12 protein-coding genes and 1 pseudogene are annotated in these 16,559 nt (G+C 36.9%); 11 read left to right on the forward strand and 2 right to left on the reverse strand.

Going from position 1 to position 16,559, the window contains the following annotated elements:
- The first annotated feature begins 5 nt into the window (after positions 1-5).
- The 5 genes and pseudogenes from BAQ48_RS15135 to BAQ48_RS15150 all read left to right on the forward strand — a co-directional run bounded on the left by BAQ48_RS15135 (position 6) and on the right by BAQ48_RS15150 (position 7,514).
- Positions 6-2,075, forward strand: coding sequence for a bifunctional aldolase/short-chain dehydrogenase (locus BAQ48_RS15135; protein ID WP_071711697.1), 2,070 nt, complete (start codon positions 6-8; stop codon positions 2,073-2,075).
- A gap of 160 nt (positions 2,076-2,235) precedes the next feature.
- Positions 2,236-5,706, forward strand: coding sequence for a glycosyl hydrolase family 95 catalytic domain-containing protein (locus tag BAQ48_RS15140; RefSeq protein ID WP_071711698.1), 3,471 nt, complete (start codon positions 2,236-2,238; stop codon positions 5,704-5,706).
- Positions 5,696-5,803, forward strand: a pseudogene (locus BAQ48_RS28570) (arsenate reductase); the annotation flags it as partial. The gene BAQ48_RS15140 and the pseudogene BAQ48_RS28570, both read left to right, overlap by 11 nt.
- 210 nt (positions 5,804-6,013) lie before the next feature.
- Positions 6,014-6,844: a GNAT family N-acetyltransferase gene (locus BAQ48_RS15145; RefSeq protein WP_071711699.1), complete on the forward strand. Its 831-nt coding sequence runs from the start codon at positions 6,014-6,016 to the stop codon at positions 6,842-6,844.
- 109 nt (positions 6,845-6,953) lie between these two features.
- Complete coding sequence (locus BAQ48_RS15150; RefSeq protein ID WP_071711700.1) at positions 6,954-7,514, forward strand: class I SAM-dependent methyltransferase; 561 nt, start codon at positions 6,954-6,956, stop codon at positions 7,512-7,514.
- A 61-nt stretch (positions 7,515-7,575) separates the two neighbouring features.
- Here the strand turns inward: BAQ48_RS15150 and BAQ48_RS15155 are convergent, their stop codons facing one another.
- On the reverse strand, positions 7,576-8,064 hold the full coding sequence (locus BAQ48_RS15155; protein WP_071711701.1) for a hypothetical protein: 489 nt from the start codon (positions 8,062-8,064) through the stop codon (positions 7,576-7,578).
- Between the two features lie 129 nt (positions 8,065-8,193).
- On the opposite strand from BAQ48_RS15155, the gene BAQ48_RS15160 reads away from it, so the two are divergent.
- Complete coding sequence (locus BAQ48_RS15160) at positions 8,194-9,207, forward strand: phosphotransferase enzyme family protein (RefSeq protein ID WP_071711702.1); 1,014 nt, start codon at positions 8,194-8,196, stop codon at positions 9,205-9,207.
- 178 nt (positions 9,208-9,385) lie between these two features.
- On the opposite strand, the gene BAQ48_RS15165 is transcribed toward BAQ48_RS15160, so the two are convergent.
- A complete protein-coding gene (locus BAQ48_RS15165) occupies positions 9,386-10,675 on the reverse strand; it encodes a UDP-glucose dehydrogenase family protein (RefSeq protein ID WP_071711703.1) in 1,290 nt (429 codons plus the stop codon).
- A 519-nt stretch (positions 10,676-11,194) separates the two neighbouring features.
- Here BAQ48_RS15165 and BAQ48_RS15170 point away from each other — a divergent pair.
- From BAQ48_RS15170 to BAQ48_RS15190, 5 genes are all read left to right on the forward strand, one after another.
- On the forward strand, positions 11,195-12,367 hold the full coding sequence (locus BAQ48_RS15170) for a hypothetical protein (RefSeq protein WP_071711704.1): 1,173 nt from the start codon (positions 11,195-11,197) through the stop codon (positions 12,365-12,367).
- Positions 12,368-12,453: 86 nt separating this feature from the next.
- Positions 12,454-13,401, forward strand: a complete 948-nt coding sequence (locus tag BAQ48_RS15175) for an SDR family NAD(P)-dependent oxidoreductase (protein WP_071711705.1) — start codon at positions 12,454-12,456, stop codon at positions 13,399-13,401.
- The gene (locus BAQ48_RS15180; protein ID WP_071711706.1) at positions 13,367-14,296 is read left to right on the forward strand and encodes a lysylphosphatidylglycerol synthase domain-containing protein; all 930 of its coding nucleotides are present in this window, start codon (positions 13,367-13,369) and stop codon (positions 14,294-14,296) included. Before BAQ48_RS15175 ends, BAQ48_RS15180 begins: the two co-directional genes overlap by 35 nt.
- Positions 14,284-15,759, forward strand: coding sequence for an alkaline phosphatase family protein (locus BAQ48_RS15185; protein ID WP_207544839.1), 1,476 nt, complete (start codon positions 14,284-14,286; stop codon positions 15,757-15,759). The genes BAQ48_RS15180 and BAQ48_RS15185 overlap by 13 nt, the downstream gene beginning before the upstream one ends.
- Positions 15,756-16,502, forward strand: coding sequence for a glycosyltransferase family 2 protein (locus BAQ48_RS15190; protein ID WP_071711707.1), 747 nt, complete (start codon positions 15,756-15,758; stop codon positions 16,500-16,502). Before BAQ48_RS15185 ends, BAQ48_RS15190 begins: the two co-directional genes overlap by 4 nt.
- Positions 16,503-16,559: the final 57 nt, after the last annotated feature.

Raw genomic sequence — 16,559 nt, forward strand, 5'->3', positions numbered from 1 at the left:
AAAATATGGTGAAAAGTTTATGGGAAGATGCAAAGGCATCTCAATTATCGCAAGGATTGGAACAATTAGTGTATCGTTCAAATTTAATTGGAACAGACCGTGCTGTATGTAATTGGGGCGGCGGAAACACATCGGTAAAGACGGTTGAAAAGGATTTTCGCGGTCATGATGTAGAGGTCATGTGGGTGAAAGGAAGCGGATCTGATTTAGCGACTATGAAGGCGCAAAACTTTACTGGTTTAAAAATGGAAGACATTCGTTTATTGATGGAGCGCGAAGAAATGCCAGACGAAGAAATGGTAGAGTACTTATCTCATTGTATGATTGACAGCAAGCATCCGCGTGCATCTATTGAAACGTTATTACATGCTTTCTTACCTTTCAAACATGTGGATCATACACATCCCGATGCTATTATTAGTCTTTGCTGCGCACATAATGGAAAACAAATTGCGGAAGAAATTTACGGTAACCGTTTCGTTTGGGTTCCGTATGTACGTCCTGGATTTACATTATCTAAAATGATTGCAGAAGGCGTGAAAAATAATCCGAATGCTGAACTAGTGTTAATGGAAAAACACGGCTTAGTCGTTTGGGGAGAAACGGCGAAAGAAAGCTATGAAAAAACAATTACGTTTATTAATGAGGCAGAACAATATATTAATGAGCGAGTGAATGAAAGCACTGTATTCGGAGGTCAAAAATATGAAGCACTTTCGGCAGAAGAGCGTAGAAGCATTCTTGCAAAAGTAATGCCGAGTATTCGCGGGGCAGTTAGTGATGAAAAGAAAATGTTATTATCCTATGACGATACAGATGAAGTACTTCAATTTGTAAACAGCTACAATGCACGCGATCTTTCTCAAGTTGGAGCGGCTTGCCCTGACCATTTAGTTCACACAAAGCGCAGTCCTCTGTATATCGACTGGGATCCGCAAACGAAAGATATTGAAGAATTAATAGAGAGCATAAAAGCTGGTGTTGAAGGCTTTAAAGAAGAGTATAAAGCTTACTTTGAACGTAACAAATACGAAGGAGACAAAATGTTTGAATCTGCACCACGCGTTATTTTAATTCCTGGTATCGGCATGGTGAATACCGGTAAAAATTTGGCGATGTCAAAAGTAAGTGGGGCGCTGTATCATAGGGCGATTGCGGTAATGAAAGGTTCCACAACACTTGGACGCTTCGTTTCTTTAAATGAGTATGAATCCTACAATGTTGAGTACTGGCCATTAGAGCTATATAAATTATCGTTAGCACCAGCTGAAGCAGAATTTTCCCGCAAAGTTGCCTTTATTACAGGTGGAGCAGGCGGAATCGGAAGTGAAACGGGACGCTGCCTCGTTTCAGAAGGTGCGCATGTCGTGCTTGCTGACTTGAATTTTGAAGGAGCAGAAAAAGTTGCGGCTGAAATTAACGAGAAGTATGGCGAAGGTCGTGCCACTCCGGTGAAAATGGATGTAACAAAAGAAGGAGAAGTGAAGGCGGCATTTGAGAAGGCGGCCCTTACTTACGGAGGAATTGATTGCATCGTGAACAATGCAGGGCTTGCGACGTCTAGTCCATTCGATGAAACAACGCTTCAGGAATGGAATTTAAATATGAATGTGCTCGGAACAGGATACTTTTTAGTAGCACGTGAAGCATTCAAGCAAATGAAACAGCAAGGTATTGGCGGGAATATGGTATTTGTCGGCTCAAAAAATTCTGTGTATGCCGGGAAAAACGCTACAGCATACAGCTCTGTAAAAGCACTCGAAACGCATTTAGCAAGATGTATTGCAGCTGAAGGCGGTGAGTATGGTATTCGTGTAAATTCAGTTCTTCCCGATGCGGTTCTGCAAGGATCAGCTATTTGGGGTTCAAAATGGCGTGAAGAACGTGCCGCGGCATATGGTATTGAGCCTGATCAGTTAGAGGAGCATTACCGTAAACGCACAACATTGTTGGTCAATATTTATTCGAAAGATATCGCTGAATCGATTGCTTTCTTTGCCTCTTCAAAGGCGGAGAAAACAACGGGATGTATGATTACAGTTGATGGTGGGGTAACAGCGGCATTTACTAGATAATTATTTCGTTTTTAAAAAGGAAAAAGAGGTGTAATAGGCAAGTTTATATTTGCCTATTATGCTTCTATATAAAAGAACAGCGAATTTCAAGGGGAGAATAAAATAAGTCAATGCGTAGAAGGGGACACTTTACATTCGCTTTTCAAAAGGGGATGGAAACTTGAAACTTAAAAACCTATTAACAGGAGGATTGCTTTTTAGTACTGTATTATTCTCTTTAGGAAGTACGGGAGAGTTTAATAAGGTAAAGGCAACATCACCTATTACGATTGAAACTCCAAAACCAGAGGGAAAGAAACTATCGCTCTGGTACAATGAGCCGGCAAAAGATTGGGAAAAACAAGCATTGCCAATCGGTAATGGTTATATGGGCGGAATGGTATTTGGAGGAGTACAGCAAGAGCGTATTCAGTTTAATGAAAAAACGCTTTGGACTGGCGGACCAAGCAGTACGAGTGAGTATACGTATGGGAATCGCGAGGGAGCAGCGAGCCACTTAGGTAGCATTAGGGAAAAGTTAGAAAAAGGTGATAAATCAGGGGCAGAAAGGGAATCCACGCAATTTCTTACAGGTATTCAAAAAGGGTTTGGTTCCTATCAAAATTTTGGAGACATATATTTAGATTTTAATATGCCAGATGCATCTTCATTTTCCAATTATCGCAGGGAATTAAATATAAATGAAGGAATCGCTACTGTGTCTTATAACTATAAAGGTGTTCAATATAATAGGGAATATTTCACAAGTTATCCTGATCGCGTTATGGTTATGCGTTTAACGGCTAGTGAGTCTAAACAGCTTTCATTAGATGTTAGACCAACGAGCGCGCAGGGAGGGCAAGTAACGTCCAAAGATAATAAAATCACTATTAAAGGACAAATAGCGAATAATGGAATGAAATATGAATCAGAATTTAAAGTATTGAATGAGGGCGGTACATTAACAGCAGAGAATGGAAAAATTAAAGTAGCGAATGCAGATAGCTTAACAATTATTATGACTGCAGCTACTGATTATGAAAATAAATACCCTACTTATAAAGGGGAAGATCCACATCAAAAAGTTGAAAAAATCATGTCTGCTGTTTCTAACAAGAAATATGAGGTTTTAAAATATACGCATATTAAAGACTATCACTCTTTATTTAATCGTGTTTCTTTAAATTTAGGAGGAGAAAACCCATCTGTTCCAACAAATGAATTACTAGCATCTTACAGTAAACAAAACAGTAAGTATTTAGAAGAACTATTCTTCCAATATGGAAGATACTTGCTCATTTCTTCTTCAAGACCAGGAACGCTTCCTGCAAATCTACAAGGTGTATGGAATAATTCAAACACACCACCGTGGGAAAGTGACTATCATTTCAACATTAACCTGCAAATGAATTATTGGCCTGCAGAAGTGGCGAATCTGTCTGAAACAGCTGAGCCATTAATGGATTATGTTGATTCATTAAGAGCACCAGGAAGAGTTTCGGCGGAAAAACATTTCGGTGTTACAGGCGGTGGCTGGACTGTTAACACGATGAATAATCCATTTGGATTTACTGCGCCTGGCTGGGGATTAGGCTGGGGGTGGGCACCTAGTGCGAACGCTTTTATCGGTCAAAACCTATGGGAACATTATAAATTTACGGATGATAAACAATATTTACAAGAAAAAATCTATCCGATACTGAAAGAAGCGGCAGATTTTCATAGTAAGTTTTTAGTAGAAGATCAAAATAAGAAGTTAGTTGTTTCTCCGTGCTGGTCTCCAGAGCTTGGTGGTATCTCGAATGGATGCGCCTTTGACCAACAGTTAGTGTATGAGTTGTTCTCAAATGTAATTGAAGCTAGTGATATTTTGCAGATTGATAAAGGATTTCGAGACGAATTAAAGGCGAAAAGGGATAAATTATTCCCGCCAATTCAAATTGGTAGATATGGTCAAGTGCAAGAGTGGAAGGATGATATAGATGACCCTGGCGAAACGCATAGGCATATATCTCAGCTAGTTGCACTATATCCAGGAAGTATGATTAATCACAATACACCGGAATGGCTTGAGGCTGCTAAAGTTACTTTAAACCATCGTGGTGATGAGGGAACAGGCTGGAGTAAAGCGAACAAAATTAATTTATGGGCACGTTTATTAGATGGTGACCATGCTTATAAAATTTTGCAAGGGCAACTTACAGGAAGTACGCTTAGTAACCTGTTTGATACGCATCCACCGTTTCAAATTGATGGAAACTTTGGCGCAACATCGGGAATTGCTGAAATGTTAATTCAAAGTCATACCGACTCCATTCAATTATTGCCTGCACTTCCGAAAGCTTGGAAGGACGGTTCTTATAAAGGACTAAGAGCACGCGGTGCGTTTACAATTGATGCGAACTGGAAAAATGGTATGCCTACAGTCATTCAGGTGACTTCTGATCACGGAAACGATGTAAAGTTAAAAAGTCCAATGTTCAATACACCAGTTACTGTGACAAGAGTCGGAACGAATACACCGGTGAAATTTACGAAGGATGGCGATACGATTTCATTTAAAACGGAACAAGGTAAAAAGTATAAAATTGAGTCTATGCTCAATTTCGATTTAGAATCTCCGAATAATGTAATTGCAGGAAATACAGTTAAGGTAAAGGCACATGTATCAAACTTTGGTACATCGAAATCTTCTTCAGGAGAAGTGGTTGTAAAGGCTCCAGAGAGCTGGAATGTTACACCGATTCAAGTAGCTTTTGAAGGTGTTGAACCAGGGCAATCGAAAACAATTGAGGTAGATTTACCTGTCCCTATTGATATAGTTGCTAATAACTATTCCATTGAAGCTGAAGTAAATACAGATAGCGGGACGGTTCGTAAATCCAATCAAATAGAAGTAACGCCAGCAGTAAAGCTAATTTCAGCAAATGTTGAACCAAATCCAATTATTGTTGAAGGTGGTTCGACTACATTAAAGGTAAAGGTTCAAAATGAAATAAAGGAAAAAGTGACACCTGGTAAAATTGAATTGCAACTACCAGAAGGCTGGAATGCGCAGCCATTAGCAACAGACTTTCAATTACCGGCAGGAGGAGAGGACACATATTCGTTTGTTATTACTCCGCCAGCCCAGTTTAAAGGAGTGAAAGAAGTTGGAGTTTCTGTAAAATTGGGGAATACGGTAGTAACTTCAACGAAAGCGCAAGTTGCTTCTGGCGGCATCTACCTGAGTGATATTTCATGGGTAAAAGCAACTGCTGGCTGGGCAACGGTTCAAAAGGATAAAAGTACCGACAAAAATCCAATTTCATTACTCGGAACGACAGGACCGATTACGTACAAAAAAGGAATCGGAACGCATTCGAAGTCAGAAATTACCTATGATATATCAAATTCAACTTACAAACGATTTAATTCATACGTAGGAATCGACCAGGAGCCTGGTGGTAAAGGCGGTTCAGTCGTATTTAAAGTGCTACTTGATGGAGCTGAAGTATTTAATAGCGGCACAATGTATTATAATACGCCAGCAAAATTTGTTGATGTAGACCTTACTGGTAAAAAAGAATTAAAACTAGTCGTTGATGATGCAGGTAACGGTAACGGAAATGATCATGCGGACTGGGCAGATGCTTGGTTGAGTTTTAAATAGTGTTGATTTAGTCGTTACTCTTTGTAATTATACGGATTATATATGCCCAACTATACCCTCACAAGTTCATTGGGGATTTGATGATCCGATAGGAAAAAGGGTAGTCTGAATTGCAATGTGTGAAACAATTTTTTTGACTTGGTGAATAAAGAAAAGAGTCAATCTACTATTGCATAGGGGATTGGCTCTTTTTTTACTGTATATTTCATTTATTGTATCGCTTTAACCCGTTCTTGAATTAAATTGAGAATATTCTGTTTAAGTGATAAGGTTAGAATGGAACGGTTTAAAGAAGGTGGTGTATCGTATGATTTGTGAACTAAGCAAGAATGATTTTTATAAATGTAGTGGTTTAATAAATGAACACGGTCAATTAGAAGTCAAAGCTGTAATTGCAGGAGTGAATCCTGGTCGTATATTTGTAGATAACGTGTCTTCTCCTAATTCGGGACTCATTTGGTTAGGTAATAATGATGGCTTCTTCTTTATTGGAGATGCTGAAAACGCAGAATTCAATAATGTAATAAATGATTTTATCGATAAAATGATAATACCTGAAGCAAAGAAGGTTGGACTCGATTGTTTTGAAGCAATTGGTAATCATTCGAACTGGAATAAAACCATAGATGGGATATTTCAGCACCGTAACCTAAAGAGTTGGAATCAAAGAGTGTATACACTAAAACAAACGGACTATGAAAATCATCATGAACCTGAAATTGAACAGGAATATACTGTGCTGAAAATGAGTAAAGCTCTCTATGAAAATAGTAATAATACATTTAAGAATATTGATTTTTTACAATCAAAAATTTTAGAGTTTTGGTCTTCATCGGATCGTTTTTTCAATGAGGGGATTGGCTATTGCATTGTTTATGACGATTTAATTGTGAGTGTTTGTTTTTCAGGGTTTGTATTTGAAAATATACACTGCATAGATATTGAAACAATAGAGGGTTATCAGGGGAGAAAATTAGCTCAAAAGATAGCTCATAGTTTTGTGAAAGATTGTTTGGAGAATGATATTATTCCATATTGGGACTGTATGGAATTGAACAAGCCTTCTGTTGCGGTTGTGGAAAATGTAGGGTTTACAAATGTTTTTAATTATGTAGGATATTATTTTCTATTTGAATAATTTGTTGAATATAGAAGTGGTTTTCTAAATTCATACATGTAAGAAAAGGACATTCAGATCCGATTTTACGAAAAATCTAACGACTTAAAATTCATACGAGGTGAAAATAATGGTAATAAAACAAGACGAAATGAAAGTAGTAGTAGCAGCTGGGGCATTTAATAACAATCCGGGCTGGATTCAAACGCAAGAAGATGATCTTAACTTATTAGTTGAAACAATGTGGGAAGAAAGATTTGAACATAACTCCATTTCAGCTATTTTAGCAGAACATGTATGGGAGCATCTTACTTTTGAAGAAGGGGTAAAAGCAGCTAGCATTTGTTATAAGTTTTTAAAACCGTCAGGTCATATTCGGTGCGGTGTCCCTGATGCATTTTTCCAAGATGAAACATATCAAAATATAGTGCAAGTAGGCGGACCTGGCCCGAAAGACCATCCAGCTGCAAGCCATAAAATCGTTTATAATTATAAAACATTAACGAAAATGTTTGAAACAGCTGGATTTGAAGTAGTTTTACTGGAATATTGCGATGAAAATGGGCAATTTTATTACAAAGAATGGGACGCAAATGATGGCGTTATTTTCCGATCAAAAAGATATGACCCTAGAAATCAAGGAGATAAACTTGGTTGCCCATCGTTAATTGTGGATGCGATTAAACGGTAAGGCATGCGTTAGTTAAATAAGATTATGAGCCGCAAATGCGGCTTTTTTGTTTGTATTGTAATTATTGCTGGGGGTCTTTTTCGAAAAACTGAATGATTTTTTTAGAATTATCTTCACGTAGACCATAACCTTCACCGTGCGTTTCATCGCTCGGTTTTGCTATTACGATGTCACCATCAGACTCTATCCAAACAAAGAATTCTTGTATAGAATTATCTTGATAAGTAACCTTCATTTTTGAATGCATATAGTTTTTGGCCTCTTGATCTAGAAGTAGTGTTTTTTTCTCTGCGCTTTCCATACTTGTGAAAATTGTTTTCATATTTTCTTTATTTACTACTTGATTACTACTTTTTGAATTCACAGGACTAATCTCAAGTTTTTTCACTTCTTTTTGTTCAAACATAACGTTTTCATATACAATTTCTTTTTCTTTCACTGTTGTGGATGCTTCTTTATTGGAAGCTTTCGTTTCATTTGAATTACTTGTACATCCAATTAATAAGGTGATACTTAATGCTCCAATTATACCGAATGTTAATCTCTTCAATAATAGGCCTCCCATCTACTATTTTCTATAATTCTATTTCCTATTTGAAATATCCTAGCTATGCTTAATGAAGTGAAATACATTTTGTTATGGGGAGCGCAATGAATTACATGCACCCTAATTTTTTGTATGAAAGGAGAGAACGGGGTGAAACACATAATAAGAAATGTAGTAATGAATTATTTTAAAGAGATTCATTCATTAGTAGTGGAAGAAGAATTGCATAAGAACAGTTGGCATACAGATTTACACTATAAAATCATGGTGAATGGAAAGCGATATTCGGCACGGTTTATGAATAGCAATCGAATAACCAATCCAGCTTTTGGAACGTTATCAAATGAACAATTGAAAGAGCAAGTACGGTTTACATATTATTTACGAGAGCATGGAATTCCTTTTATGAAAATTAACAAGAACAGGTCAGGGCAGTCATTTACATTAGTCACTTGGAATGATGAACAGTACCGATTTGTATTGGCAAATTGGATTGAAGGAGAGCATCTTACACACTGCACAGAATCTATTGCAGAATCGTTTGGAAAGAAGGCAAGAAAGATTCATGATATTTCTCGTACGTTTCAAAGCTCAATTTTTCAAAGGAAATCTCATTTGGATGGGTATGCCCAGTTTATTGTTATGTTAGAAGATAAGAGTTGGAAATGTAAAGAGTTGCAGGAGTATATTGATCTCGCTAAAACTCATATAAAGTGCGCACGTACGAGTGATTTACAGTGTATTGTACAAACAGATTTAAATCCTTTGAATGTTTTATGGGACTCAAGTCAACAGGTAAAAGGAATTGTAGATTTTGAATCTATTAGCTATGTAGACCGCATTGAGGGATTGTCCTTTTTAATAAAATGGTATTCTCGAACAGAAGGAATACATTCGCATGAAGTATGCTCAAGTGTTGCTAGTTCATTTTTAGAAGGGTATAAGGCTCATAATATTTTAACACCAAATGATTATAAGAGACTTTCTTCATTGTTATGGTTATCCGGTAGTTTGAATTGGAATTTTGTGAAGAAAACGCTAAGTATGTTAGATGATGCAGGTGGATTGGAGGAACATTTGAAAGTTTATAGAGTAAGGGGAGGGAAATTGTCGTTATTAATAAGTAGTGAAAGAGCCAACTCATAAGAGTGGCTCTTTTATTTATCTACTATTCTCAATTATTTTCTTTGAAATATCCTTTTCAGAAATAACTTCGTAGGAATATATATTTTCCTTTTTCATGAATTTTTACGGGTGTTGTTCGTGCATCTGTTACCTGTTTCGTTTTAGTTAAATATGACTTTACTTCTCCTACAAGGATTTTTTATGGTCGGCCAACCCCGATATAATGTAAACCACTTTTTACTACTTCATTTCGTTCAAGACAATTGCGGCCATCAACGATTTTACATCCTCGCATTAATTTTTTTACTCGTTGCCAATCAAGTGCTTTAAATTCATCCCATTCTGTGGCAATAACTATACAATCCGAATCTGTAATAGAGGACTCCAATTCAGTATGTTGTGTGACTTGTTTTTTTACATGAGCAGGGAGAAGGGCTATTGGATCATAAGTATGAATCTCGTAACCGAGCGGAATTAGCTTTTCAATAAGTGTGACAGCGAGAGAGTCACGTGTATCATCTGTATTTGGTTTAAAGGAAACCCCTAAAATTGTTAATCTGTTTGAAGAGGGATTTTTTAAATGATTTCTAATTTTTTCAATATAAAGATCTACTTGTGTTGAATTGATAGATTGCACAGCTTGTAAAATAGGGACGGATACTTGTTTACTATTTGCTGTGTAAATTAATGAATTCAAATCTTTTGGAAAGCAGGACCCTCCATAACCAAGCCCTGCTTGAAGAAAGTTGGGATTGATTCGGAAGTCATACCCAACCCCTTTTGCTACTTCAGTAATATCAATATGATAAGCGTCACAAATTCTAGCAATTTCATTTATAAAAGATATTTTCGTAGCTAAAAAAGCATTAGATGCATATTTAATCATTTCCGCGCCGTCTAAACTTGTATGAAAAAACGGTGCTTGAATACCTTTATAGAGTACTTGCATAATTTCTAGTGACTTTGTGTCATTGTTTTGTAAACCTATGACGGTTCTATCCGGAAAGAGCATGTCATGAACAGCTGAACCTTCACGAAGAAACTCTGGATTAGAAACGATATTAAAAAGTGAGGATTCTACACCTTTTTTTATAAGCCTTTCGCTCATGAATTGGTTAGTACCTGGTGGAACCGTACTTTTCGTAATGATAGTTTTATATGATTTTATATTTTGAGCTAACATATCAATAACAGAGTAAATATATTTTAAGTCTGTTTTTCCATTGGACATGGCAGGAGTTCCTACAGCAATAAGAATAACTGGTGTTTGTTGAATAACTTGACCAACATCACTTCGGAATTGTAACCGATTGTGATTTTTGTGCATAAGTTCTGTTAAACCTGGTTCATAGATAGGATACTCTCCTTTTTGGAGAGCGTTAATTTTATTTTGATCTTTATCAACACAAATAACATGATGTCCTAAATCGGCTAATACTACTGCTGATGTTAGTCCAACATAGCCAGAACCTATAATACATATATCCATAAAATAATCATCCTTTTGAAATTAGTGCTAGTTTTTACTTTGAAATAACGATGCAAAAAGAAAAACGTCTCGAAGCTTTTTATCTATTGTAAAAATTATATGAAGATGATTCGATTCACCTGAAGTACGTCTTCAGAAAGAATCTTACTCCAAAGTGTTTGGAAGTATTCTTACACCATATTTGATTTTAAATTGTTCCAATGATTATGTCCATCGAAGAAAATATGTTTTAGTGTATTCGATTCACTGTCTAAAAACTATTACAACCTGAATAGCTACGGTTGTTCCAAAATTTGTATGATACCTTCTGTGTGACATGTATTCTTGAGTGCTTTCGAAGCTTTTGAAAGAAAGGAAAAACGTCTATTTAGTAGGAATTTTCGAATTGGTCGAAATTACCACATGAAAATATGACAACTGATAATAGATTTGTGTTGACACTTATAGTAAGCGCTTTTATAATCAATTTGACAATAATGAAAATCACTATCACTTAGGGGTAACAGGGGGAAGTAATTCATGACATTCAAGTTAAAAGTATTATCTGCAGCTGCGGTAACATCTCTTCTTTTTACAGGTTGTGCAAAAGAGGAAACAAAAGCATCGGAAGCACAAAATAAAAAGACAGAACAGACAGTGAAAAAAGAAGAAACAAAACAACAAGAAGTGGATTTTGTACAAGCTTACAAGGATGGAGTAGCTGAACTTGAAAAAGCGAAAGAGGGAAAAGAGGTTGACTTTGATAAAGTAACAAAGTTATATAAAGAAAAATTACAATCTCTTGTTCAAAAGCGAGATGGTGAATTCAGTGAACAAATCGACCAAACAATTACAGCTGCATTAGAAGCAGGAAAAAAGAAAGAAATGGAACCAATGGTTGTAAAGCAACTATTTGATAAATTAATGCAAAAAGAGTTTTTCCAATCGATGCGCCACGAATTTAAAGAAATCGATACGAACTGGGGCAAAAAAGATGTTGTAAAAAAAGAGATGGATGAAGCGCTAGCTTTCTATAAAGGTGTAGAGGGCACAGTTGGAAAACGCGATACAGCGTACGGTACACAAATGGCTTCTCAAATTAAAGGCGGCTTTGATGAAATGCAAGCTGCAATTGATAAAGATGACAAACTTGCATTTGCACTTGGTAAGCAAGTTGTAGATAAAACGATAATGAAAACATTCTACCTAGCGACAGGTGGAGTTCCACATGGCTATGCTACAAAGATGGTAGAAGCAGCAAAAACTGATGAAAAAACAGCGAAAATTGAGCAAGCAGAAGGATGGGCATTTTATCAAGCGATCTATCCGTATATAAAAAAAGCAGCTCCTGAAGATGCAGACTTTATCTTAAAGCAGTTTGATCTAAAAACGGATGTGAAAACAGTTGATGCAAAAGCAGTTAATCAAGCATTTGTACGTGGTTTCGCAAAAGTTGCATTAGGTGAGTATAAAGAAAGTCAAGAAAACTTCGGAAAAGATAAAGGTCCTATTACAGCATTAGAAGGCGCGTTGTTCATTAATATCATTGAAAATGATTTGAAAACAGTACTTGGTGAACAGCAAACAGTAGAGTTAACAAAAACAGCACAGTCTTATTTAGAAGCAGTAAAAGCGAAGAAGAAAGAAGATGCTGATAAATTGTTACCACAACTTGAGGGTGCGTTAAATAAAGCTGTTGAAGCAGCAAAATAATCTGCTCATACGTATGCCTTTTTGAAGAAACCTTGTCTTGACAAGGTTTCTTCTTTTACATAGTGTAGCAAAGGTTGGTGAAATGAATGAAAGTATTAATTACTGGAGGGGCTGGTTTTATCGGGAGTCATCTTGCTTTAAAGTTGTTAGAACAGGGAAAGCAAGTTGTACTACTTGATAATTTCCACTCCTATTATGCGAAATCACGAAAACAGTTTCAGCTTGAACAAGTGCAGCGATCTGGAAATGTACCATTTTATGAGTGTGATATTTTGCATAAAGACGATGTGAAAGCTGTTATGCAGCAAGAGAAGGTTGATGCAGTTATTCATTTAGCTGGATTTCCAGGCGTGAGACCGTCACTTGAAATGCCAGGTGCTTATATTGATATTAATATAAAAGGGACAAGTAACGTATTAACATGCGCAGGAGAAGAAAATGTAAAAAAAATCATTGTGGCATCCTCTTCTTCTGTGTACGGAGAGCAAACAGGAATGCCTTTGAAAGAGGAAATGGCAAACGGCCGTGTCTTATCTCCTTATGCAGCATCGAAGTACGGGATGGAGTCACTTTGCCATGCGTATCAATATATGTATGGATTTCAAATGAATATTTTACGATTCTTTACCGTATATGGTCCGTGGGGGCGCCCTGATATGGCGATAGCAAGCTTTATTCGGAAATTATTACGTGGTGAAGAAATTGTTGTATATGGAAAGGGAACAGGAAGAGATTACACATACATTGATGATATTACAGAAGGGATTGCTCTTACGTTAGAGTCGAATGGAAGCGATGTCTACAATCTAGGTTCAAATGCACCAATTTTAATGACTGAATTGCTTGCACAGCTAGAGAAGCACTTCCCACTTATGCGTGTAAATAGAGAGGCACATCGTAAAGGAGATGTGACATCGACGTGGGCTGATATTTCGAAGGCGAAAAATCAGCTAGGATATGAACCGCGTGTATCATTTGCAGAAGGGTTGGAGCAGACTATTGCTTGGGCGAAAGAATATCCGGATACTGTTTAATCTTTGTGGGATTTTCTTGTTATGTGTTTTTTTTGTTATATCGTGGCAGTCATTTGAAATGTCTTCTTTGTGGGGAAAACTATATGAATTATGGAAACATCCTTATACCTTAATAGTTATTATTGTGATGTATGGCATTGCATTTTTCTTTCGTGCATACGCTTGGAAATTGTATCTTCATCATCGTATTACAATGAAAGAGGCTCTATATGGATTGTTTTATAGTTTGTTTATTAATCATGTTTCTCCATTGAAAGTAGGAGATGCTGTTCGCATTGCGATCATTACAAAAGAGAAGAAAGTGACACTAGGAGAAGCGACACAATCGGTTGTTATTCTTCGTATATTAGATTTACTTATTCTTGGTGTATTTGGAGCAGTAGGAATGTTTGTATTGTGGGGGAATGTTTTACTGAACGTTCCTGTTATCCTTGCTTGCATATGTATCGGAAGTGGAGCGTTGTTTCTTTTATATAAGAAAGTACCGCAATTTGTCGAGGGACAATGGAAGCAACTAAAGGCCGTTTTGTTTACAATACAAGGCGTTATCATTATCTTACTAATTGTAATGAGCTGGATTTGCGAAGCTTTTGTCATTTATGAGATTGCGAACTCACTTACATTCCTACAGGCTGTTTGGGTGAATAGTGTGACCATAGCAGGACAAGTATTTCAATTAACACCAGGTGGTCTTGGGACATATGAAACGGTAATGACGTTTGCGCTAAGAGCGCTTGGCGTAGGAGAAGTGGCAGCATATGAATGGTCATTAATGAGTCACGGTTTTAAATTTATATTTTCTTACGGTGTGGGTGCAATTCTGCTCGTCTTATATCCAATGGAGTTGCGTTCGCTAGTCAGTCAGAAGGGGGAAAACATCCGGTGGAAGAAGTGAAAAAAGCATCAAAGTTTGAAAAAGTTGCAGCCCGCTGCTGGAACTTACTGAATGAAGGAAAACCGTTTACGCCTATTTTTGTATTCGGTACATTTTTATTGTTTTCTATCTCGCAGTTTGGACAAAATGGTTTTATCTCAGCATTTTTTAGTAGTTTTGTCCTCATTGTACCTTTACTTGTTTTATATTATTTGTTTGATTTTCCATTGTTTTTAAGAAATTATTTATGGTTTCCGTTTATTGCCTATTTAATTGTATTTAAGACGGTCCATTTACCATTATTCTTTTTTGCATTAGGATTATATTTCTTCTTTACAATTCTATTTTGGGGAACTTTATATTATCATTTGCGAATTGGTACATCATGGTTGAACTTCACACGGTTTTGGAAGCTGGTTTTAAAAAATAGTGATTCTACAAGTGGGAATGCACAAGAACAGATGCCAAAATTCTTACTATTACTTTCGCTTTGGTATTACTATTACGATTTCTTTCAAGAAGGCGGTACATTTAACGGGATAGATTGGAAAGTGCTGTGCATATTTTATGGTGCCCTTCTTATATATACGCTTATTTTACACCGTAATTTATTTGATTGGCAGCCAAAGGCAATTGCTAGCTATACAGAAAATATGCCTGAAAATCAAGAGGCATTAAATGAAAAAGTAGTTGTAATTGTGATAGATGGTATGCGAAAAGATCGTTTTGAGGCGGCACATACACCGTACTTAGATTCCCTTCGAAAACAAGGGACAGAGTTTTTAAATATGGAAACTGTATATCCAGCTCGTACAGTTGTATGTTTTTCATCTATGTTTACAGGAACGTATTCCTTTGAGCATGGGATTAAATCGAATATGGTTTGGAAGCATGGAGTGAACGTAGAGAGTATTTTTGATTCTCTTCGTAAAGTGGATAAAACAGGGAAGATGTTGGCGGTTGCTCATCTTGTCGACGCGTTTGGCGATGATGTGGAAACATTTACTGCTGTGATGAACAATGATGTTGTTGACTCGAAAATTATGGAGAAAGCAAGAAAGATTATGGATGAACAAGATCCAGATCTATTTATCGTCCAACTTATTTCTACAGATCAAACAGGTCATAGCCGTGGCGTACTATATGATGAATATTTACAAAAAATTCATGAAGCAGATCAGCATGTGAAGCAATTTATTGAGCATTTGGAGAAAACAGGAAAAGCAGAAAATACGACATTTATCATTTGTGCAGATCATGGGCAAGCGGATGGGATTGGTGGTCACGGTCATTTAGACGAAGGGGAACGCTTTGTACCATTCTTTATGTACGGCCCTCATATTGCTCAAGGTATAAAAGTAGAAGAAAAGAAGAGTCTTGTTTCTATGGCCCCTACAATTGCTTATTTATTAGGAGCACCGTATCCATCTCATAGTCGGGGTCCTGTCTTAGTAGAAGCGCTAAAGGAGCAGGAAAGAGAATGAAAGTAATTGTTTTTATACCCGCATTAAATGAAGAGGATTCTATTGCACATGTCATTCAAAAGGTACCGCGTCATTTTCATCCAAGTGTAAAGGTAGAAGTGCTTGTTATTGATGATGGATCAACTGATAGAACGGTAGACGTTGCAAAAAAGGCCGGGGCTGATCACATCGTTTCACTTGCAAAAAACGGAGGACTTGGTGCAGCCGTTCGAGCGGGTTTGCAGGAAAGCTATCGTCTTGGAGCTGACATTAGTGTAATGATTGATGCTGATGATGAGTACCCAGCTAATGAAATTCCGAATGTACTTGAACCTATCTTTACTGGAGAAGCAGATTATACGATGGGTTCTCGTTTTCGGGGAACCATTCAAGGAATGAAATTACATCGACGTCTTGGGAATTATTGTTTTACGACGCTGCAATGCTTGTTATTGCGAAAGTGGATTCGTGATGGACAATCAGGTATGCGTGCTTTTTCTAGACAAGCGATGGAGCATGGGGAAATTATTCATGATTATAACTATGCCCAAGTTATTACTTTGAATTTAGTACGAAAAGGCTTTCGAGTACAAGAAGTACCGATTACTTATAAAGTACGAAAAACAGGTGAGTCTTTCATATCGTTTCGTAAGTATATGACACGTGTATTTCCAGCGATTTGGAGAGAAATGACGCGTCCAGTAGAGAAAGTTAGTATTGACTATACGGCTCATGTATTAATAGAGGATAAGAGGTGCTCATAGCGAGCGTTTCTTATCTTAATAATGAAAGTAGTAATAATTATCGTTAACCTCGGGAGG

It is taken from the genome of Bacillus luti, assembly GCF_001884105.1.
Lineage (GTDB): Bacteria > Bacillota > Bacilli > Bacillales > Bacillaceae_G > Bacillus_A > Bacillus_A luti.